The organism is Bacillus sp. FSL W7-1346, assembly GCF_038593335.1.
Classification (GTDB): Bacteria; Bacillota; Bacilli; order Bacillales; family Bacillaceae; genus Bacillus; species Bacillus altitudinis.
Genome location: NZ_CP151988.1, coordinates 713,892 through 734,401 on the forward strand (window position 1 = coordinate 713,892; position 20,510 = coordinate 734,401).

21 protein-coding genes are annotated in these 20,510 nt (G+C 41.8%); 12 read left to right on the forward strand and 9 right to left on the reverse strand.

Going from position 1 to position 20,510, the window contains the following annotated elements:
• The first annotated feature begins 98 nt into the window (after positions 1-98).
• On the forward strand, positions 99-956 hold the full coding sequence (locus NST09_RS03545; RefSeq protein WP_046527051.1) for an SMI1/KNR4 family protein: 858 nt from the start codon (positions 99-101) through the stop codon (positions 954-956).
• Between the two features lie 76 nt (positions 957-1,032).
• On the opposite strand, the gene NST09_RS03550 is transcribed toward NST09_RS03545, so the two are convergent.
• On the reverse strand, positions 1,033-1,404 hold the full coding sequence (locus tag NST09_RS03550; protein WP_024718616.1) for a hypothetical protein: 372 nt from the start codon (positions 1,402-1,404) through the stop codon (positions 1,033-1,035).
• Positions 1,405-1,584: 180 nt separating this feature from the next.
• Here NST09_RS03550 and NST09_RS03555 point away from each other — a divergent pair, with 180 nt between their 5' ends.
• Together NST09_RS03555 and NST09_RS03560 are read left to right on the forward strand one after the other, a co-directional pair.
• Positions 1,585-2,022: an Rrf2 family transcriptional regulator gene (locus tag NST09_RS03555; RefSeq protein ID WP_342493355.1), complete on the forward strand. Its 438-nt coding sequence runs from the start codon at positions 1,585-1,587 to the stop codon at positions 2,020-2,022.
• A gap of 64 nt (positions 2,023-2,086) precedes the next feature.
• Complete coding sequence (locus tag NST09_RS03560; protein WP_342493356.1) at positions 2,087-3,001, forward strand: NAD(P)/FAD-dependent oxidoreductase; 915 nt, start codon at positions 2,087-2,089, stop codon at positions 2,999-3,001.
• Between the two features lie 10 nt (positions 3,002-3,011).
• Here NST09_RS03560 and NST09_RS03565 read toward each other — a convergent pair whose 3' ends face one another.
• A complete protein-coding gene (locus NST09_RS03565; protein ID WP_025206887.1) occupies positions 3,012-3,212 on the reverse strand; it encodes a hypothetical protein in 201 nt (66 codons plus the stop codon).
• A 113-nt stretch (positions 3,213-3,325) separates the two neighbouring features.
• Here NST09_RS03565 and NST09_RS03570 point away from each other — a divergent pair, with 113 nt between their 5' ends.
• Entirely contained in the window at positions 3,326-3,973 is a 648-nt protein-coding gene (locus NST09_RS03570) for a DUF3885 domain-containing protein (RefSeq protein ID WP_108611444.1), read from the forward strand.
• 34 nt (positions 3,974-4,007) lie between these two features.
• Here the strand turns inward: NST09_RS03570 and NST09_RS03575 are convergent, their stop codons facing one another.
• Entirely contained in the window at positions 4,008-5,336 is a 1,329-nt protein-coding gene (locus NST09_RS03575) for a 6-phospho-beta-glucosidase (RefSeq protein WP_108611398.1), read from the reverse strand.
• A gap of 204 nt (positions 5,337-5,540) precedes the next feature.
• Between NST09_RS03575 and NST09_RS03580 the strand changes: the two genes are divergently transcribed.
• Entirely contained in the window at positions 5,541-6,272 is a 732-nt protein-coding gene (locus tag NST09_RS03580) for a MurR/RpiR family transcriptional regulator (protein WP_017366780.1), read from the forward strand.
• Positions 6,273-6,285: 13 nt separating this feature from the next.
• Here NST09_RS03580 and NST09_RS03585 read toward each other — a convergent pair whose 3' ends face one another.
• Entirely contained in the window at positions 6,286-7,488 is a 1,203-nt protein-coding gene (locus NST09_RS03585) for an MFS transporter (protein ID WP_144626162.1), read from the reverse strand.
• 146 nt (positions 7,489-7,634) lie between these two features.
• Here NST09_RS03585 and NST09_RS03590 point away from each other — a divergent pair, with 146 nt between their 5' ends.
• Positions 7,635-8,114, forward strand: coding sequence for a YbaK/EbsC family protein (locus NST09_RS03590; RefSeq protein WP_282917046.1), 480 nt, complete (start codon positions 7,635-7,637; stop codon positions 8,112-8,114).
• 32 nt (positions 8,115-8,146) lie between these two features.
• Here NST09_RS03590 and NST09_RS03595 read toward each other — a convergent pair whose 3' ends face one another.
• Positions 8,147-9,055 carry a LysR family transcriptional regulator gene (locus NST09_RS03595; RefSeq protein WP_342493357.1) on the reverse strand — a complete coding sequence of 303 codons (909 nt, stop codon included), beginning with the start codon at positions 9,053-9,055 and terminating at the stop codon, positions 8,147-8,149.
• 103 nt (positions 9,056-9,158) lie between these two features.
• Between NST09_RS03595 and NST09_RS03600 the strand changes: the two genes are divergently transcribed.
• Positions 9,159-10,358 carry an MFS transporter gene (locus NST09_RS03600; protein ID WP_268439770.1) on the forward strand — a complete coding sequence of 400 codons (1,200 nt, stop codon included), beginning with the start codon at positions 9,159-9,161 and terminating at the stop codon, positions 10,356-10,358.
• 61 nt (positions 10,359-10,419) lie between these two features.
• On the opposite strand, the gene NST09_RS03605 is transcribed toward NST09_RS03600, so the two are convergent.
• Together NST09_RS03605 and NST09_RS03610 are read right to left on the reverse strand one after the other, a co-directional pair.
• The gene (locus NST09_RS03605; RefSeq protein WP_342493358.1) at positions 10,420-11,499 is read right to left on the reverse strand and encodes a DUF3900 domain-containing protein; all 1,080 of its coding nucleotides are present in this window, start codon (positions 11,497-11,499) and stop codon (positions 10,420-10,422) included.
• Positions 11,500-11,699: 200 nt separating this feature from the next.
• Entirely contained in the window at positions 11,700-11,849 is a 150-nt protein-coding gene (locus NST09_RS03610; RefSeq protein WP_008344201.1) for a DUF1540 domain-containing protein, read from the reverse strand.
• A 354-nt stretch (positions 11,850-12,203) separates the two neighbouring features.
• On the opposite strand from NST09_RS03610, the gene rfbF reads away from it, so the two are divergent.
• From rfbF to NST09_RS03635, 5 genes are read left to right on the forward strand one after another with little or no spacing between them, the layout of a single operon-like run.
• Complete coding sequence (rfbF, locus tag NST09_RS03615; RefSeq protein WP_017360424.1) at positions 12,204-12,968, forward strand: glucose-1-phosphate cytidylyltransferase; 765 nt, start codon at positions 12,204-12,206, stop codon at positions 12,966-12,968.
• A gap of 4 nt (positions 12,969-12,972) precedes the next feature.
• On the forward strand, positions 12,973-13,944 hold the full coding sequence (locus NST09_RS03620) for a GDP-mannose 4,6-dehydratase (protein WP_025092661.1): 972 nt from the start codon (positions 12,973-12,975) through the stop codon (positions 13,942-13,944).
• 12 nt (positions 13,945-13,956) lie between these two features.
• Positions 13,957-14,868: a putative nucleotide-diphospho-sugar transferase gene (locus NST09_RS03625; protein ID WP_076822813.1), complete on the forward strand. Its 912-nt coding sequence runs from the start codon at positions 13,957-13,959 to the stop codon at positions 14,866-14,868.
• Positions 14,865-16,055: a glycosyltransferase family 2 protein gene (locus tag NST09_RS03630; RefSeq protein WP_236810277.1), complete on the forward strand. Its 1,191-nt coding sequence runs from the start codon at positions 14,865-14,867 to the stop codon at positions 16,053-16,055. The genes NST09_RS03625 and NST09_RS03630 overlap by 4 nt, the downstream gene beginning before the upstream one ends.
• Complete coding sequence (locus NST09_RS03635; protein WP_019743932.1) at positions 16,056-16,985, forward strand: putative nucleotide-diphospho-sugar transferase; 930 nt, start codon at positions 16,056-16,058, stop codon at positions 16,983-16,985. It begins immediately after the preceding gene.
• Between the two features lie 35 nt (positions 16,986-17,020).
• On the opposite strand, the gene NST09_RS03640 is transcribed toward NST09_RS03635, so the two are convergent.
• Both NST09_RS03640 and NST09_RS03645 read right to left on the reverse strand, forming a co-directional pair.
• Positions 17,021-18,259: an MFS transporter gene (locus NST09_RS03640; RefSeq protein WP_342493359.1), complete on the reverse strand. Its 1,239-nt coding sequence runs from the start codon at positions 18,257-18,259 to the stop codon at positions 17,021-17,023.
• A gap of 144 nt (positions 18,260-18,403) precedes the next feature.
• Complete coding sequence (locus NST09_RS03645; protein ID WP_342493360.1) at positions 18,404-20,443, reverse strand: penicillin-binding transpeptidase domain-containing protein; 2,040 nt, start codon at positions 20,441-20,443, stop codon at positions 18,404-18,406.
• Between the last annotated feature and the right edge of the window lie 67 nt (positions 20,444-20,510).

Consider the following 20,510-nt stretch of genomic DNA (forward strand, 5'->3'; position numbering starts at 1 on the left):
AGGAGGGAGAACCCTTCTCTTTTTTTATGAATAGGACTATTAAACTAGTTTTCTTAAATGGTAAAATGAGATAGAAATAACAATTGGAGGTATATTATTTGAAACCATTTTGGGACACAGACAGAGAAAGTGAAGAGACATTTAAGAAAATCAATGAAAAAGGCATTGCAAAAGCGGAAAAGAAACTAGGCGTCATCTTGCCTGATACATATAAGAAACTGATTCTCGAACAAAATGGCGGTTATACCTTGCATAATGCTTTTCCAACAGACCAGCCGAATGGATGGGCAGAAGATCATGTGTCATTTGATCATTTAAGAGGAATTGCCAAAGGCGAAGGTATCATGGATAGTGATTATTTAATAGAAGAATGGAAATTGCCTGAGAGGCTTGTGCTGATTTGTGGGGATGGTCATACGTGGATCGCATTGGATTATAGAGAAACAAAGGAACATCCGCCAGTTCATTACTTTGATCTAGAATATGAGACGAATTTTAAATTAGCGGATTCGTTTGATGAATTGATTGCGGGGCATTATACCGCAGAAGATAGCGAAGAAGATGGGATGTCAGATGAAGAGTGGCAGGCTGAATATGAAAAGCAAAACCCACCACTATCACAAGAAGAAGTGAAAGAAATATTGAAGACCAGAGATCCTGAGGCACTTCAGAATATTGTATTTTTTCATGTAGAACAAATTGATGATATCAAGTGGTTTTTTTCAGAAGTAGAAACTTTTATGAACGCCATTCAAGACGAAAATTTGTTAGTAACTGCTGGCTGGGCGCTCAGTACAATCCTTACACTGAATGCTGTGGTGATTAAGCAGAATGACGATATTTTTCAAAATGCACGTCGTTTTGCGGAGGAATTGAATCAATCAAAAATAGATGAAATGCATGAAATCGCTTTTAATATATCATTGTGGTTGGAATTTGATTTAGAAGAGCAATAAGAATATCTATTTCATGTGAAAAATCTTTTAAATTTCTTAAAAAGCCCCCCTTACTAAAAAGGGGGTCACCATGTCCTTACTCCGCACTCTCCTCAACCTCACGGCTATCTTCTGTTTCACCAATATAAATAGGACCGTTTGCATGGTCGATTCGGATGGGCCATTCGTATGGGACTTGCAGGCGTCGTGCGATGGCTCTCCAAAATTTTGCAGAATCAAATTCTAGTTCTTGAAAGTCTTTAAGCAATTCTTTATAAGAAGATCCATCAAATTGAATGTACGAGTCTTGCAGACGCATAAAGGCGTAATGTCTCACTTCTAATGCTGCCGCAGCTTCCATTTCTTCTTCTGTTGCTTCGCCAATGATTGTTCCTGCGGGTGGAAGCATGTCGTATACGTTAAATTCCTCTTCTTCTTCGTGTGCTGCATTGTGCTGTTGATCTGACATTTTTTTCACTCCTTCTAGTCTTCATCAAGCTTTATTCGTGCTTACTTCTATTATCGGAAGGAAATGCGAAATGTGGAATGAAAAAAGAAGCAGATCCACAATACTTGCTTTTTCTTCTTGAATCTTTTATGATCAATTACAGATATAAAAGGTCTACAATAGATAGAAAGGAGTGTTTCTATGAAATATTCTAAAGCGACCAACTATGCGCTTCATACGATGGTATTTTTAACCCTTGCACCAAAGGGGAAAGCAATAGGCGTTGAACCTCTCGCCAAGATGCAAGATCTTTCACCTACCTATTTATCTAAAATTTTAACAAAGCTTGTGAAGGCGGGATTGATTGAATCAACACCTGGCGCAAAAGGTGGTTACACCATTCTGAAAAAGAAGGAGGACATTTCGTTTCTAGACGTCATTCAGGCGGTAGAAGGACAAACCAATTTATTTCGTTGTTCTTTAGCACATGATTCTTTCATGCCTCACGATGGCTGTTTGATTGAAAAAGTCATGCAGGATGTTGAAATGAAAATGCAGGAGACGTTAAGTCAAAAGCGGTTAGTTGATATTGCAAGCCAAATAGAGCAGACAGAAAAAAATCCATTTTTCAACATGTGATTTTTTTGAACTAATTATAGATATTAAGAGTCTTTAAAGTCTTTTATAAAAAGGAGCGGTTTATATGATATTAGATTGTGCCATTATTGGAGGCGGGCCAGCCGGATTAAATGCAGCTCTTGTTGTGGGGCGGGGCAGAAAACAGGTCATGGTATTCGATGATGAGATGCCAAGAAATCGAGTGATTCAGGAATCACATGGATTTATTACAAACGATGGAATGACACCGTTTGAGATCAGACAAGCAGGAGAAGCGGATCTCCAAAACTACCCCAATATCCAAATCAAACGAAGCAGAATGGTGGAGATACAAAATTATGAGGACAACTTCGCGTTACTGACACAAGAAGGAGAAAGATTCGAAGCGAAAAAAATCATTTTGGCAACTGGACTTCAGGATATATTGCCAAAGATCAACGGGATTCATGATGTGTATGGAAAGACGTTGTTTAGCTGTCCTTTCTGCGATGGCTGGGAGCTGAAGGACAAGCCACTTGCCCTGATTGCAGAGAACCAGCGTGCTTTGCATATGGCGAAACTTCTTTCCAATTGGACAAAGGATTTGATTGTGTTTACAAATGGACAGCAAGTGTTAGCTGAAGAGGAGAAAGCACTGCTATCAGCGCATTCTATTCAAGTCATTGATGTACCAATTGTAGCGATCCATCATGACAATGGGCAGCTTCACTCTCTTCACCTTGCGAATGGGGAAACTGTGAAAAGAGAAGGCGGATTTGTCGCAAGTGATTTCAAGCAGTCAACCCCTTTTGCTGAAAAACTAGGCTGTCAAATGACGAAAAATGGGGGCATTGAAACAGATATTCTTGGGCGTACAACCGTCAGCGGTATTTTTGCATGTGGTGATAATTTAGGCGGACTTGCTCAGCTTGTTCTTGCAGCAGCAGCCGGAAGTCAGGCAGGAATGGGTGTGATTCATGAACTTGTGCAGGAAGAGTTTCAACAAAAAACATCTCTGTAAAAAGAGATGTTCAGCGATGAGCGATTTTCCGTTTTGCTAAGACGTGAGCAGTCCATTCAAAAAGTGCGTAGATGACAAAGAAGATTAGGATCCAGCTGCTGACATCGACCCATACATTGGTGATATGAATGATGTTCGCCTGATCAAGTCCAGTCTGTATCCACATCGTGATCAATGCGGTGAGGAATACCTGTAAAAACCATTTTTTCAATTGGTCACACCTCCATCTCTTTCTATCATATAAGAAATGACAGTTTATTTCCAATTGAATTCCCATCAGTTTCAACGGTAAAATAAGAAATAAAACCAATGGAAGGACATGAGATGAGCGATCAAACCAATCGTTTTTTAAAAAGTCATTTTCCTGAACTTGTCCTCGCGCCGCCTCTTTTTTATAAGTGGCCTTTTGGTCTTCGCTTTGAAGTGGCAGATTGGTCATTAGGAGAAGAATCGGTTGTATTAGAAAAAGCAGGCGATCGGGCTTTAAAAATTGTCAGATATGCTTTTGATCCAGAAGACGATATTCTACTTGTCACGGATGTTTACACGCAGCATGAACATGAACTAACGAGGCAAAAGCTCCTTGTTTATCAAAAATATGCCGACCGACAAGTGCGTCACCGATTGCGTCACGAGCGTTTGACCTATGTACAACCAAAACAAGAAGAAACAATGAAAATAGAGAGATTTACACTCAAGTGTCAGTTGCAAGATATTCGATTGCGCCCGCTATTACAAGCCATATGCCAAGAGGATTTCTACAAACCGAATCAAATCATGAAAGGAAAGCTTGGTTATGACATTTATCTCATCAATCTCTCAAAACAGATGATTTTCCACTTATATGATGATCGAGGCTGTGATCTTATTGCGACAGATCCAGAACATCTGCGTCCAGTTTATGAAGGTTTAAAGCACTGGCTCTTAGACTATGACCGTGCTCAGATGGATCGGTTGTTTGCCGGGAAATAAGAAAAACCGCACTTTTCACAAGTGCGGCTTCTTTTTATGCTTCTACTTTATTGAAAAACTGTGGTAAGTAGTCTTTGTGTGCTTCTAGCATTTCATCTAGGATGCTTTTTGCAATGGCATCTGATGGGACGAGCGGATTGATGGTCATGGCGACAAGTGCTGTGTTGTAGTCGCCTGTCACGGCTGCTTCAGCGGCTACACGTTCAAAGGATTTAATTTGAGAAATAAGTCCTTTGACAGCAACCGGCATTTCACCAACAGCGATTGGTTTTGGGCCGTCTTTTGTAATGACACAGTTCAGTTCAACGGCAGAATCATTTGGAATGTCACTGATGGCGCCATTGTTGATGGTATTTACAGGCTGAATGTCGTGCTTGTCGTTATAAATAGATGCGATCAAGTTACATGCTGCATCACTGTAGTAAGCACCGCCTCGTTTTTCAAGCTGTGGCGGCTTAATATCAAGATCAGGATCTTTGTAAAGCTCGAACAGGTCATTTTCTAGTGCACGGACGACTTCTGCACGAGTTCCCTCATTCGCTGCTGCTTTTTTCTCTTCAGCCAGCATATCACTTGTTTTGTAATAGTAGCGGTGGTACGGGCAAGGAATCACACCAAGCCCTTTTAAGAAATCTGCATCCCACGGAATCGCTTGAATGTTGTTCATGGACATGGTGGAGTTTGGATCTGCCATGTCTTCGATCACTTGATCCATGATGCTTTTGCCATCTAAGAACACGTTCAGTCCAAAGACCATATGGTTTAATCCAGCAAAGCTGACTTCGACTCTGCTTGCGTCGACATCAAGTCCTTTGGCGATGCCCATGCGAATGCCGATTGGTACGTTACATAAGCCAACGACTTTGCGGTGGTTTGAATAGCGAAGTACGGCTTCTGTGACCATACCAGCTGGATTGGTGAAATTCACAAGCCAAGCATCCGGGCATAATTCTTCAATATCTTTCACAATCTCAAGAATGACAGGGATGGTACGCAGGCCTTTGAATAGACCACCTGGACCGTTGGTTTCTTGACCAATGACATCATATTTTAAAGGAATGCGTTCATCCTTCATACGTGCTTCCAGTAATCCGACGCGGAATTGTGTTGTGACGAAATCAGCGTCTACCAGTGCTTTCCGGCGATCTAAAGTTAAATGAACCTCGATTGGAAGTCCCGCTTTTTTCACCATACGTTTTGCAAGATTTCCGACGATCTCAAGCTTTTCTTTACCTGCTTCGATATCGACGAGCCAAAGTTCGCTAATTGGAAATTCATCGTACCGTTTAATGAATCCTTCGACTAGCTCCGGTGTATAGCTTGATCCTCCGCCGATTGTGACAACCTTTAATCCTTTTGCCATGTTCTGCACCTCCGAATAATGTAACGCACAATGTTATAATAGAGTGAATCAATCTTTTATCATTTGTTTGTACATTTATAGCTTATCGTGAGAGTACCTTGTGCGTAAACGGTTTCAGCGTCTTTAGGCAAGGGTGCCCTATTTAGAGATTTGTTACATAAAAGAAACGTGTTGTGTCATGTTGTTGGAGAAAGGGGAAGTCAGATGTTTTCAAGTGAGGTCATTTCCAGCTTTAATGAACTAGAAAGCGCTCTATACCGATACATTATGGAAAACAGTGAAAAAGTCGTCTATATGAGAATTCGTGATTTGGCAGATGCCGCACATATATCGACCTCATCTGTCCTTCGCTTTTGTCGAAAAGTGAATTGTGAAGGATTTTCAGAATTTAAGGTGAAGCTCAAAATGTATTTAGAAGCAGAACAAACACCTTCTTTGAAAAGCACGCAGCATTTCTTGTATGAATTTATCGAACGGACACTTAAAGGAGATTTTGAGGAGAAGATCAAAGAGGCCGCCAAACTCATTGCGGATGCAAAAAATGTGCTATTTATCGGGACGGGCAGTTCTGGTATTTTGGCGCAGTATGGGGCGAGGTACTTTTCAAGTCTTGAGAAATTTTCATTTTACATCAATGATCCGTTTTTCCCGATGAATATGCAGTATTTAGACAATAGTGTCACCATTGTGCTGTCGGTATCGGGAGAGAACAGTATTACGATTGATCATATTTCGAAACTAAAAAGAGAAGGCAGCACGATCATTAGTATTACAAACAATCAGCACTGTACAATTTCTCGTATTTCTGACTTAAATATTGCTTATTACGTCACAGACGAACGAGTCCATAGAGCCAACATCACCACACAGACACCCGTTGTGTATATCCTAGAAGCAATGGCGCGTGACATGTTTGCGATGTTAAAAGAAAAGTAAAAGAGTCGCTGCCTTAAACAGTGGCTCTTTTTTTCTGCATCATGAAAGTGGTGATGGCAATCCCGGAACAGATGAGTACAAACAGTCCGCCTAACAAATACACAAATCTCGCTCCGAATGTATCCGCAATTAATCCAACAAAGAAAATAGATAAACTGACAGACATAGAAGAGAGAACGTATTGAGCCGAATATACCTTTGATAACTCATGGACTGGCGTTTCCGTTTGAAGAATGGTTTGCTGAGAGACATCTCGGATTTGATAGGCAGGCCCCATTAAAATACAAAGCAGCAATGCAAGCCATGGCAGGCTGTTTAGCGAAAATAGGATCGTCAGCACTGCATAAATAAAAGAGCCCGCTGCCATAAAGAGGAGAAGTTGTTTTTGAATAAACTGACTTAGCCATGCGGCCATGAGTCCGCCTATAATGGCACCTATATAATATGCGGCATTGATATATCCCCACCATTCCGCACCTTCATTTAAAACAAGTGTGACAAAGGCAAGCGTAACTGGTCCGACCCACAAAGCACCTGCAATATTTTCACTAACATCCATGAAAGTCAGGATGCGAACCGTTTTGTTTGTCCAAATGATCTTCCAGCCATCTTTGAACCCGTTCATCTTATTTTCTTTTTGAACCGTGTCTTCTTGCTTGAGTAGAGAAAAAACAGGGATGATCAATAGATAGGACAACACAATCATGAAACAAGAGGCCCACATTAAATAAGATGGACCAATCAACAGGACGAGCATTCCAGTAAACGAATAGCCGGCGATTTGAACAGATTGATAAAAAACGGAGGCTGTACTGTTCGCTTTCACAAGCTGATTTGCTGATACAAGCATCGGCATGATGGCCTGTAATAAAGGGCTGATGAACCCGCCTGTGATGGAAATCAAAACGAATGCACTAAACAGCCAGATCAGGTGCTGCTGAAAGAAATCAAATTGGGTCGTGAATACGACGAGCATTCCAATACGTAAAAGAGGGACCCATTTCAATAGACGCTTGGCTTGAAAGAGTTCTGTCAAAACAGGAGAGAGGAGCCCAGCCAATAGCTGACATAGTGTTCTTATGAGCGGAAATACAGCCGCATAAGCGACAGATTGTGTATCTTGATAAATAACCAATGTGACTGTCATCAAAAATAGAATATCACTTAGCATGAGAAGGCTTTTACTGCCTGTATAACACCAAAACTTATTTCCCATATCCAACCGACTCCTTTTCAAAAACAAGTTCAGTATAGCATGTTGGCGAAGTGTTCAGAGGTTTTCCATTGAAAAATACATCTTAAGGATGAGAGGATTGTGATAAGCTAAATGAAAGAACATCGTAAGGAAAGGGGTTCAATCCATTGAAAAAATTACCAGCTCATGACTTTTTGGACAAGCATGGCATCCCGTATGACATCAAAACATTTTCTGCCGACACAGAGAAGGGCGCAGCGAATGTAGCGGCTGCTCTTGGTTTTAGAGAAAGACAAATGATCAAAACATTGATCTTTGAAACAGGGGAAGGCGAGCAGCTGCTTGTAATGGTGGGTGCTGACCAGCACATCAAATCAGGGAAACTAAAGAAAGCCGCTGGCTCTCGTAATATCAAAATGGCTTCACCAGACACAGTGCTTGAAGTGACGGGCTATCGGATTGGCTCGATTCCGCCATTTTGCTGGCAGCCTGAAGGGTTCCGCACGATTATCGAAGCATCGCTATTAGAAGAAGAGATATTAGGCGTTGGAGCGGGAGAATGGGGAAATGAAATACTCATCATCCCAGAACAACTAGTAAAAGCCTCAAAAGCGGTCCCATTTGATCTTGTTCAGCCATCCGAATAGAAAAAGTGCCTGTTGCTGAAGCAGGCACTTTTTTAATTGGAGTCAGGTGCTATAAAGGGTCCGATGTCTTTCATTTGCAGAAAAGCATTCACCGTCCTATTTTCCTCAAGGTCATTCGCCCGTTTGCAGACCACAACAGGTCTGATAATGTCAATTCCTTCGATATACACGCGCCCAATCTCTCCACGTTCTAAGCTGCGCTGAACAGCGTCACGAGGAACAAGGGTGATGCCATAGCCAGCTTTGATCATTTGAATGGCTTCGTGGACACCACTGAATTGTAAATCAACGGTCGGTTTTTTAATTCCTTTAGCGGTAAAAAGGGAAAAAAGCTTGTCTCTCGTCGAACTGCCTTCTTCTCGCATTAAAAAGGGTTCATGGCTTAGGCGTTCTAGGGGGACGGTTAGTCCATTTAACGGGTGATCCACAGGCACGATAAAGTCATAACTTAAATCAGTTAAGTGAGAGGTGTGAAGATCTTCGTGGTGCAGATCTTCAATTACGGCGATCGCCACATCTGATTGATATTGAAGCAGGCTTTCGATCACTTGAGCGGAGTTTCCGCTTTTTAATTCAATGTCTGTCTGTGGCGATGCTGTTTTAAAAGAGGCAAGCCAATCAGGCAGCAAAAAGTTAAGTGGTACATAGGTAGAAGCAATTCTGAGTCTTCCTTTTTTTCCGTTTTGCAGAAGGGTGATCTGATATTCTACTTCTTTTTCCGCTTCGAATACTTGCCGGGCATATGGATACAGGATCTTTCCCATCTCCGTCAGGGTAATTCCCCGGCCGTTTCGTTTGAAAAGACGAAAGCCGATCTCTCGTTCAATGCTTCGTAATTGTGCCGTCACAGCCGGCTGCGTCAAAGACAGCACGTCTGCCGTTTGTGTGACACTTTTTGTTTCGGCTACCTTTGCAAAAATACGGAGGGCATGTAAATTCATCTTTGCACCGCCTATCAATTATTTTGATGATTCAATCAAAAACATTCATTAGATTTATTATAAGGTATCCCTTATCGTAAAGGTAGCGAAGGGGGAAGAAAAAATGGATCGTCGTCAAAAGCAAGTGGTGTCAATTGCGCTCATCACAGCATTTGCCCTTATTGGGGATTCAATGCTTTATATTGTTCTCCCGGTCTATTGGAAAGAGATTGGTTTATCATCCATTTGGGAGGTGGGGTTACTGCTGTCTATCAACCGATTCATTCGTATCCCGCTAGCACCTGTCGTATGGTGGCTTTATCGATATATTCCAATGAAGACCGGTGTACTGATCGCAATTTTGATCGCGTCAGTGACCACGATATTATATGGTATGAGTGGGTTTTGGCTGCTATTGATTTGCCGCTGTGCATGGGGTCTCGCTTGGACGTTACTCCGTATGAGTGGGATGAGGGTCTTGGCTGAAATGGACGAAGGCTCACAAGGACATTTGACGGGTCTTTATAATGGGCTTTACCGGCTTGGCAGTTTATTTGGCATGTTATTTGGTGGAATCCTTGCCAGCTTGATCGGTTTTCAGTCCATGACGCTTGTCTTTGGCTTACTCACATTAATGGGCTGCATTTTTTATGTATCGTTGGATGAAATTGAAAAGAGAGAAGGCACGCAGGTGTATCATGGCATCAAACAGAAGTGGTTGACACGAGATGTGGTAAAAGTACTGATAACAGGCATGCTGATCGCACTGATCATCCAAGGTTTATTCGCATCCACGCTGAGTCATGTCATTGAAGCAAAGATTGACCAAGATGAATTGACTCTGTTTGGCTTTGTTATCGGAGCTTCGGCTTTAAGCGGTGTTATTCAAGCGCTCAGGTGGGGATGGGAACCATTTCTCGCACCGAGAACGGGCAAATGGTTTGATCGTCTTGTGATGAAGGAACGAATGTTATGCTGGATGTTTCTTTCATTTGGAGGGCTCAGTTTTCTTGTGATCATGCTGAAGGTAAGCGGCTGGTTCCTATTGATGCTGCTTTTGATTCAACTAATGGCAACAATTGTCACAACATTCACCGATACACTTGCCTTTCAAAAAGCTTCTGCTCAAACAGATAAGAACCGCTTTCTCGCCAGCTATTCTTTTGTTCAAGATATGGGGGCTGCTTTAGGACCTTTGTGTGGGTATACGTTGATCCAGTTTTTCGGAACAAACAGCGTCTTTTGGCTGATGCTTATCATAAGTTTAATGCTCGTCAGCATGTGGATAAGAAGCGGGCAGCATGTTTCTTCTAGTGCAGTGTAAAAATAAAACGTTATATAAAAAACTGCCTCATGCAGCTGATCGCAGGAGGCAGTCATATTCCTTATTCTAAGTCTGAATCATAGGCTTTTTGCGTGAGTTGGCTGACGACCTCTTTCAAGCCATTGGGTTTATGGAATTCAACAGGTGTGCTTCCTTTTTCAAATACAATTTGATCTGCTTCAACGAGCACGACATATCGATTGTTGACCTTTGCGATATGAATCGAGTGGCCGAAGTCGGCTAAAAGTCCTTTAATTTCTGTTTCGCCTAGACGCATCTTCATCGTGATATCAGGGGTTTGTTCAACAATATGAGAAGCCGCTAGCGTGACCTGTTCTGTATCGAGTGTTTCCCGAATCTCCCGTTTTTCACTTGCTTCCCATATTTCAAGGTCCTCTTCAAATTGTTTTAATTCTTCACTTTCATCCTGAAATGTTTCAAATACATGTTCCTGCACCATATTCATGACCTGTGATTTCATGATTTCAGGCATCGATTCCCCGTATTCGACGAATTTCAGAAAGTCTTCAAAATAACGAGCGTGTGAGGATTGATGAATTTTCACTTCAGCTTCCTCAGTCATGCCCTCTTCTGGCATAAACGGGTATTGAATCGATTTCATGTTTTTTGTTGTAATCGCCATTTCTACTTTTTTGATCAAGGTAGATGTATCAGCAATAGAAGCAACTTTCTGTTCAAAATCGCATTTCATGATAAAGACAAAAGAGTCATCGAAATATTTTTTAGGAACCGCAGATGCAACCAAAAACACGCCGCCTCTTACAGCACTTGTATCTAAATAGGTGCGAACAAATTGTTCACTGCATTCGTTAAATACTTCTTTTGTATCTGCAAATCTCGTCTGATGAAATAAATTGTAGTTTGGATTTGAATCGAGTTCATGGCCGGGTTCGACAATAAATCGGCCGATTTTAGTCGGTACTTGCTCAGACTTAGGGTGTCTGTCCACTTTTCGTTTGACGATTTTTTTCAGCTCACCGTCTAGAAAGTCCTTCAGCTCACTTTGATCAAATTCCTCTTGGTTTAATGTTTGGTAATGTTTAAACCGTTTATTTGCTTGTTCCTCTTTGCCTTCTATTTCAACCACATAGAATGATAGAAATCGTATCGTAAAATCCACTGATTGGTCACCACTTTTTCTTCTTCGGATATGTTGAGTATAGAAAAAGGAGTGAAAATCGTCAACGAATGGAGAAATATCGTGTCATTATTTCCCGAGAAATGTTTCGTGAAAAACGCTTGATAATAATTATCATTCTTGATAGAATGATAAAAGAAAAGAAGGAACCTGCCAGTTCCTTCATCTCAGAAAATCATGTATTATTTTGTTTCAAATGTTTCGCAATCCGTTTCAGCATTGCGAGTCACGTCAGTCATTGTGCTTTTACCAATTTTAATTGTAGAGGCTGTACAGCTGTTGTCAGCCCAAAAACGGCAAGAGTTCACTTCACAAAGTACATTTTGTGCCATGGGAATTCACCTCCGTGATTCATATTAAGAATGAAGCAAGCTGCCACTTGAGTTCATTCAATCTAGTAGTCTCTTTATCGAAAGAGGCTGTTTGTGCTGTATATGCACATGTTTATCATACCATCTACCCTGAAAATATACAATTTAAACTTTGAAAGAGCGAGAATGCAAATCTCGCTCTTTTTTGTTTGTAAAAATAGTTAAATGCTAGGTGGCACCCTCTCTTATTCCGACATATGAATAGAGTAGATTCAAAACCTGATGTCGGACAAAGTATAAGGGTACATGTACTGATTTTCCGCATGAAGATAGGGTTTTCAATCAAAAATTTTCATAGAGAGATGAGGGGAGAAGATGAAAGCAGTCATTCTCTGCGGAGGAAAGGGAACGAGAATGAGTGAGGTCACACAAGCGCTTCCTAAACCACTTGCTATGATCGGAGACCGGCCTATTCTATGGCATATTATGAAAATCTATCAGTATTACGGTGTAGACGAGTTTATCTTATTGCTTGGATATAAAGGAGAGAAAATCAAAGAGTATTTTCTCAACTACGACTGGCGGCATCACAGCATGCAGCTGGATATGTCGACAGGGGAAATGAAGCTTTTAGGGAATTCGGAGAATTGGAAAATCACCTTTTTAGATACAGGTGAGAATACGATGACAGGCGGGCGGCTAAAGCAGGTACAGGATTATATTGGTGATGAGACATTTATGATGACGTACGGTGACGGACTTGCCAATATCAATATGTTTCATTTGCTCAAGCGCCATCAAGAGCTTGGAGCAGCTGCCACTGTCACAGGAATTGAAAAGACATCACAGTACGGCACGCTGAAGGTGTATAACGGGATGGCACAATCCTTCTCTGAGAAGACAGACAGTATCGGGATGATCAATGGAGGATTTTTTGTGTTGTCTCCAAAGGTTTTTGATTATTTAACAGATGATGATCAGTGCGTCTTTGAAGCAGAGCCTCTTCAGAACTTGGCGAATGATGGAGAGCTAGCAGTTTATGAGCACCACGGATTTTGGACAGCAATTGATACGTATAAAAACTTGAAAGAAATCAACGGCATGTGGACTGAAGGAAAACAACCATGGAAGGTTTGGTGACAGCATGAGCGGATTTTGGAATGGGAAAAACGTATTTGTGACTGGGTGTACGGGATTGTTAGGGAGTTACCTCGTCAAGGAATTGATAGATCAAGGAGCAAACGTAACAGGGCTTGTACGTGATCAGGTGCCAAGATCGAACTTATATCAAGGCAGTCAATTTGAAAAGATGAATGTCGTCCAAGGCGCACTTGAGGACATGCAAACGATAGAACGTGCGTTAGGAGAATATGAGATTGATACGGTCTTTCATTTGGCCGCCCAAGCGATTGTTGGGGTCGCAAATCGTCACCCGGTCTCTACATTTGAAGCCAATATTTTAGGAACATGGAATGTGCTGGAGGCATGCAGAAGGCAGCCGCTTATCAAACGAGTGATTGTGGCATCGAGTGATAAAGCATACGGGGATCAAGAGCAGCTTCCTTATGATGAAGACATGCCGCTTAACGGCAAGCATCCATATGATGTGTCAAAAAGCTGTGCAGATTTAATTTCTCACACGTACTACAACACATATGGTCTTCCGGTTTGTATTACGCGCTGCGGTAATTTATATGGAGGCGGGGATTTGAATTTTAACCGAATCATTCCGCAAACCATCCAGCTTGTGTTAGAGGGAAAGGCGCCAGAAATTAGAAGTGACGGAACCTTTATCCGTGATTATTTCTATATTGAAGATGCGGTCAAGGCTTATTTACTGCTAGCTGAAAAAATGGAGGAAAAAGGGCTTGCAGGAGAAGCATTTAACTTTAGTAATGAAATTCAGCTGACCGTGCTTGAGCTCGTTGATAAAATCTTAAAGGCGATGGGCAGTGAACTAAAACCTCGTATTTTGAATCAAGGAACGCATGAGATTAAGCATCAATATTTATCAGCAGAAAAGGCGAGAAAGCTGCTTGATTGGAAGCCTGATTACTCCATTGATGAAGGGTTAGAAAAGACAATTGAATGGTATCGCGAATTCTTTCAAAAATAGAGGTGTATACAGATGAACAGCATATATTGTACGGTTCTATCAAGTGGAAGACTTTATCAAGCCATTGCGTTTTTCTTATCGTTGAAGCAAGTAGAAGATGATGCTGTCATCAAGACGTTATGTATGGATGATGCTGCATTTGATTTGCTTCATCAAATGAATTTCCCACATGTCGATCTTGTTCATGTGCGTGAGCTTGAAACGCCTGAGCTTCTAGAGATCAAAAAGGAACGAAATGATTCGGAATATTGCTGGACATTAAAACCGATTTGGATTGAGTGGCTATTTAAGCAGGACCAGGCGGAGGAAGTGACGTATCTAGATGCGGATTTGTTCTTTTATGAGCGTCCACAAGTGATTTTTCAAAACCAGCCTGATGCCTCTGTGCTTCTATCAAGAGGGGATATTGTCATTCCAAGCTTTGATCCAGAGGAAGTGAAGATGCTTCAGAAACTTTTAGGGCGCTATAATTCAGGATTCCTGCATTTTAAAGGAGATGAAGCCGGCCGGAAGTGCCTGAGCTGGTGGAAAGAAGAATGTCTAAAAGAATGCAAAAATGCGCCTGGAGAAGGGAAATTTGGGGATCAAGGGTATTTGGATCATATGCCGGTGCTGTTTGAAAAAGTAGAAGATATTCAAACAAAGGGTGTGAATATTGGTCACTGGAATTATGGCCAGCATTCTTATCAGGAAGAGAATGGACGTATTTTGCTTGAGGATGGAAGCCCACTCATTTGCTATCATTTCAGTGGTTTTCGGATCTTAAGCAAAGATGACATGCAGCAAATCCATGAAAAAGGAAGAGATGATTTGCCATTTTTCCAAGAGGCCTATCGGGAAGTGCTGCGTCATGTGATTGAATCGGTAGAACAAGTCAATCCGATGTTTAACGGCTATGCCAAACTGGAGGAGGATGGCGCATGAATGAAAAGCCGAAGGTCAGCGTCATTATTCCGAGTTATAATGCGAAAGAGCGTTTAGAAGGGAGCCTCTTTTCCTTAACGCTTCAGGAAACCGATATTCCATTTGAGGTCATTGTTGCTGATAATGGGTCAACGGACGGCACGATGGAAATGCTCGAAAACATTGAGGTGAACTTTCCATTCAAAAAGGTGCGTATTCCTGTCAATCAAGGAATTGCCAAGGGGCGCAATCATGCCATTCGTGAGGCAGAGGGAGACCTCTTAATATTCCATGACAGCGATATGCTGGCAGAGCCCCAATTTATTCAAAAGCACGCAGAGGCACATGCTGATCATGAGGACCGTGTCATTTGCGGTGTATGCTGGAAGCGAATCTACCGTTATTTTTACACCGGTTTTGATAAAGATCATGTGAAGCGATTAAAAAAACAAGGGCTGTATCAGCGGAAAATGAAAGACAAAACGTCTCTTGTGTCGATGGAGGAAATAAAAAACGGAGCATTTCTAGAGAGAAGCTTCGACTTGCAGTCCGAATTTATTGATATTCTGAAAGACATTTTAAACACGTACGACTATGATTTAAGTTCTTATCAATTGCCGTGGCGATTTTTTATCACAAATAACTCTTCCGTCAAGCGAAAGCATGTCATGGAACTAGGGATGTTTGATGAAAAAATCGTTCGATACGGGTTTGAGGATTATGATTTAGGCATTCGTCTGCATCAGCTTGGCCTCTCATTTGAGCTGCGTGAGGATATTTTAAGTGTGCATCAGGAACATCCAAGTAATTTAACGTCATTCGATGACATCAAATATAACATTTTGTATATGTGCGAGAAGTACAACAATATTGATTCGATTGATGTTCATCTGGCTTTCTCTGGACCATTTTCTCATACCGTGACAAATGATATCGTGAAAGACATTCGCCAGCTGCGTAAGAATGAAGCATATGATGATCTGCTCGCTTATTTTTTGGAGCTGCTTCATATGATCACAGAGCGGAATGTGGGCATTAAACGTGATCAAAAGGACGTGCTGACGGCAAAGCATTTCCCTTTGAAAAAGCTGTCAGAGGCGGTCCAACGTGCCAAGCAGGAACATGGATGCACGGTGCTGGCAGAAGCTATTCAAGGGCTCACAAAAGAGCTGCTGCATGTTGACTTGTTCCAAGTGGATGTGTTGTAGATGGCATCCTATCATTTCACAACCATTGTGTCCAATACCCATGTATTTAAGCTACTGGCGCTGATTCATTCACTTGAGCAGACGGCTCAATCATACAAACTTTCTGTCTTATGTGCTGATCCTTTGGCTTACAAGGTGTTAAGTCAGTTTCCTCATCCACATGTCCAATATGAACAGCTTGAAGATGTGGAAGATGATTCGCTGCGAAAAGCAAAGGCGGATCGTACGTTCCACGAGTATTGCTGGACGCTTAAGCCTGCGTTTCTACTCAAAATTCTTGAGTCCTCTGATGCAGATTATCTCGCTCATTTGGATACGGATTTGTATTTTTATCATGATCCAGAGGCGATATTTGCAGAAAATCCACTCGCTCATGTATTTTTGACAGATCATATGAATTCCAAGCGATTCTATCACTTTTATGAATTATCCGGACGTTTTAATACTGGCTTTGTAGGCTGTCGAAACACAGATGTGGCCAAACGGGCTGTGACGCAGTGGAAAGAGAACTGCATTGCGCACTGTACAGTAGAAATGGATACGGAAAAAAAGACATATGGTGATCAGCGGTATGTTGAAAGATGGGTCGATGATTTTGAGGGTGTCCATGTGGTGGCATCTAAAGGTGCCAATGCAGCGATTTGGAATATTGAAAACTATAAGCTCTCCGTTGTGAAAGGAGATATGTATCTCGACGAATGTCCACTGCTGTTCTATCATTTTTCTGCCTTTACGATCATTGATGAAAAGAACTTTAATCTGAATTGGTATTACTATATGACAGAACAAAAGCTGGTGAATCACTTGTATATTCCGTATGCGGATTTGGTTCACAAAAAAATCAAACAGGTGCAGGAAATCTTTCCTGATTTTCAGCAAGGATTTATTGCGAAGAAACATGTTCCCGACACACATTTTTATGAGATATGAAAAAAACCGCTCAGTAAATGAGCGGTTTTTACCTTTTATGATTCATTCCATTTCGCTATGGTCTGATCGCTTGGCAGTAAGAAGGCTAGGATACCTAATATCGGTAAAAAGGCGACACCGATCATGGTAGACGTTAAACCGACTGCATCAATTAATGAGCCGAGGGCAACGGAGCCGATCGCTCCCATACCAAACGCAAGCCCAACAGTTAAACCAGACATTGTGCCAATTTTCCCGGGAAATAGTTCTTGGGCATAGACTACTGTGACAGAGAAGCTTGAAGTCAGAATGATCCCAATAAGTCCAAGTAAAACATAAGCAACAACCGGTCCGGCAAATGGGAGAAGTAGGGCAAGCGGAAAGGATGCCAATAAGGAAATTAAAATCACGGTTTTCTTGCCAAAGCGGTCTGCAAGCGGTCCGCCTAAAAATGTCCCAATCGCACCTAATATAAGAAATAAGAAAATATAAGTTTGTGATTCTTTAATCGTCAGACCATATTGTTCAATCGCATAAAACGCATAGAAATTCGAGATCGCATTTCCATACCAAGAACGCGCGAAAATAAGAAAGACGATAATGCCAAGTGCTGTGAGCGCTGACTTGCGGTGAAGTTCAGATCTTGCCGCTTTTGCAGGCGCTTTTTTCGCTTGTGCTCGAATGGTTTGAAGCTTTCTTGCGTACCATCTCGAAATATAGAGAAGGAAACCGACAGCCACCATTCCAACGATCGTAAACCAAGCGACTCCAGGCTGACCGAGCGGGACGAGCATGAATGCAGCAATTAATGGTGCAAAGGCTTGACCTGTATTTCCACCGACTTGATAGATGGATTGAGCAAGACCGCGTCTAGGACCAGCTGCCATGTTGGCAACCCGTGAGCCCTCTGGATGGAAAATCGCAGAGCCGAGTCCAATAAAGACGACGCACAGTAGGATGGTCGCAAATGACGGCGCAAACGCAAGGCCGAGAATGCCGACAGCACTTGAAAATAATGCGATAGGCAGTGCATAGGGCATCGGCCGTTTATCTGTGTACCACCCGATCGCAGGCTGCATGACAGAGGAGACCATATTTAATGTAAAGGCGATCAGCCCTAATTGAGTAAAGGTCAGCCCCATTGAGCGTTCTAAAATAGGGAACATGGCAGGAATCACGGCTTGCAATGTGTCGTTGAGCATATGGCAAATACCAATAATCAATAAAATAGGATAAACCGTTGAACCGGTGACCGCTTTTTGAGGTTTATTCTTTGTTTGAGCAGCAAGAGCCAATGAGACTTCCTCCTTTCATTCAACTTGTTTCTTTTTTCATTCTCCTCATTTTATTCATAAGGTGAACTATAAAACAATAGCAAATTGTCATGATTTAGAAAAAAAGAGACACATGCGCTTGATGGAGCGTGTGTCTCTAAAGGGTTATTTATAGAAAGAAGCGATGACAGGCTTCATTTTTTGAATGACAAGTCCACTGCCTCCACGGTTTTTCACACCTTCAATCATGCCGACGAGGACGTAATCTTCTTTTTTAGGATTAAACGCAAGTAAAAATCCATTTTCAGTACCGTCTGTCGCACCTTGTTTGCTCTTTAGTTCCGCTGTTCCCGTTTTAGCGGCTATATCAGCCCCTTTTATTTGCAACGAGTGAGCGGTTCCGTTTGAATTAGTGACGACTTGAGTGAGTGCGTCCTTCACCGTATTTGCTGTATCTTCTTTGATGATCTGTTTTGGTGATGCTGTTTTTTCATCCTGAATGACTCGAGGGTACACAAGCTTTCCTCCTGTTGCAAATGGAGAATAGGCATGTACTTGTTCAATTGGTGACATGAGTAATTCTCCTTGGCCATATGCTGAGTCGGCAAGTAAGATGTCTGATTTGATTCCGTCGTTAGACACTTGTGCCGGTTTCATTGTAAACGGCATGTTTAAATCATCACCAAATCCAAATGTTTTCACTTTTTTCTCGTAAGTATCTTTGCCGATTTCAAGGGCTTCCTGTCCAAAATAAATATTATCTGAGTACACGAGGGCATCGACCATATTGACTTGTTCTTTGTCATGTACCCGTGTAATGCGATAATTTCCCCAAGATTGATCCTTCTGCCATTTCAGTCCATGAATGGTGCGCACTTTATTAGGTTTTGTGACACCTGTTTCCAGTCCAATCGCTGCTGTAATGGTTTTGAATGTAGATCCTGGTGCATATCTGCTCGCATATCGAGCTTGGAATGGGAGATCAGGATTTTCACTGTATGCTTGATATTGTTTAGGCGTGATCCCGTTGGTCATTAAATTGACATCGTAAGAAGGGGTGCTAACAAGCGCTAATAAATCACCTGATGATGGGTTCATAATGGTGACAGCCCCTTTTTCACCTTTCAGCTGTTGATAGGCTTTTTTCTGTAAAGATGCATCAATGGTCAGCTTGACTGTTTTTCCGTCTTTTCGGTCTGTTTTTTGTAATGTTTCTTCAATACCTGTTTCATCATGGATAATGAGGATGCTTCCGCCATCTTGTCCTCTTAAGTTCTTATCAAATGTGAATTCAAGGCCGGTTTTGCCGATGATTTGATCCGCCTTTAAAGCTGGATTTCTTTTGATATCATCCGCATTTGCTTTTCCCACATAGCCTGTCAGATGAGCAGCGGCTTCGTTATATGGATAGTAGCGCATTTCCTTCGTTTGATAGGTGACGCCATTTATGTCTTTTGGAATCGGCTTTTGCTCTAACATAGACTTTAGCGGGACAAATGTGTCATCTGTGACCCATGCTTGTTTCAGCTGATTTTGAATCAGCTCTTCATCTATATCAAAAGCGCTACTGATTTTTTTGATGTTGCTTTCTTTTTCCGTACCTGTCCCGAGCTTTCCAGGGATGATGCCAAGTGCGTGTCCACCAGTTGTTTCGGCTAACGTGCGCCCTTTTCGATCTACAATATTTCCGCGTACCGCAGGATCCGTCGTCACTTTGATGGTGTCACCCTTTTCCATTTGCGGGAAGATGAGATTTGGTTTCCAGTCTACTTTCCACTCGTTATCCTCTTCGGAGAGAACGCCCTTGTAAGAGAGTTTGTTCAGCTTTCCAAGTGACGTTTTCATCGTGACTTCATAGGTGAATTGATACCCATTTCCTTTGTCCTGTTTTTCTACGTTGACGTTTGAGACGTTTAGATCACTTGCACCAATGCCGCTAAAGATCTTATCGTATTTTTCGGCAAGTTGTTTTTTAGAAAAGTCATTGGCTTTCAGAGAGCCACTTGTGACCTCATCTGCCAGTTTCGTGAATTCTTTTTTCTCCAGATATTTCGTAAAGGATTCAGCGGCTTTCAGCGCCTCTTTTTCTTTTGAGAAAAGCGAATCTTTTAAGAAAAAGAGAGCAGCAGCAATCGCGATGATGCTAAGAAAGGGAATGATGACTTTTTTCTGTTTCCAAAATGATTTTCGTTGATCTGTATACAATGAAAACACCTCAATTTTTGATTAGATCCTCTATAGTTTACAGTTACTGTGTAGGATTTGTATAGTT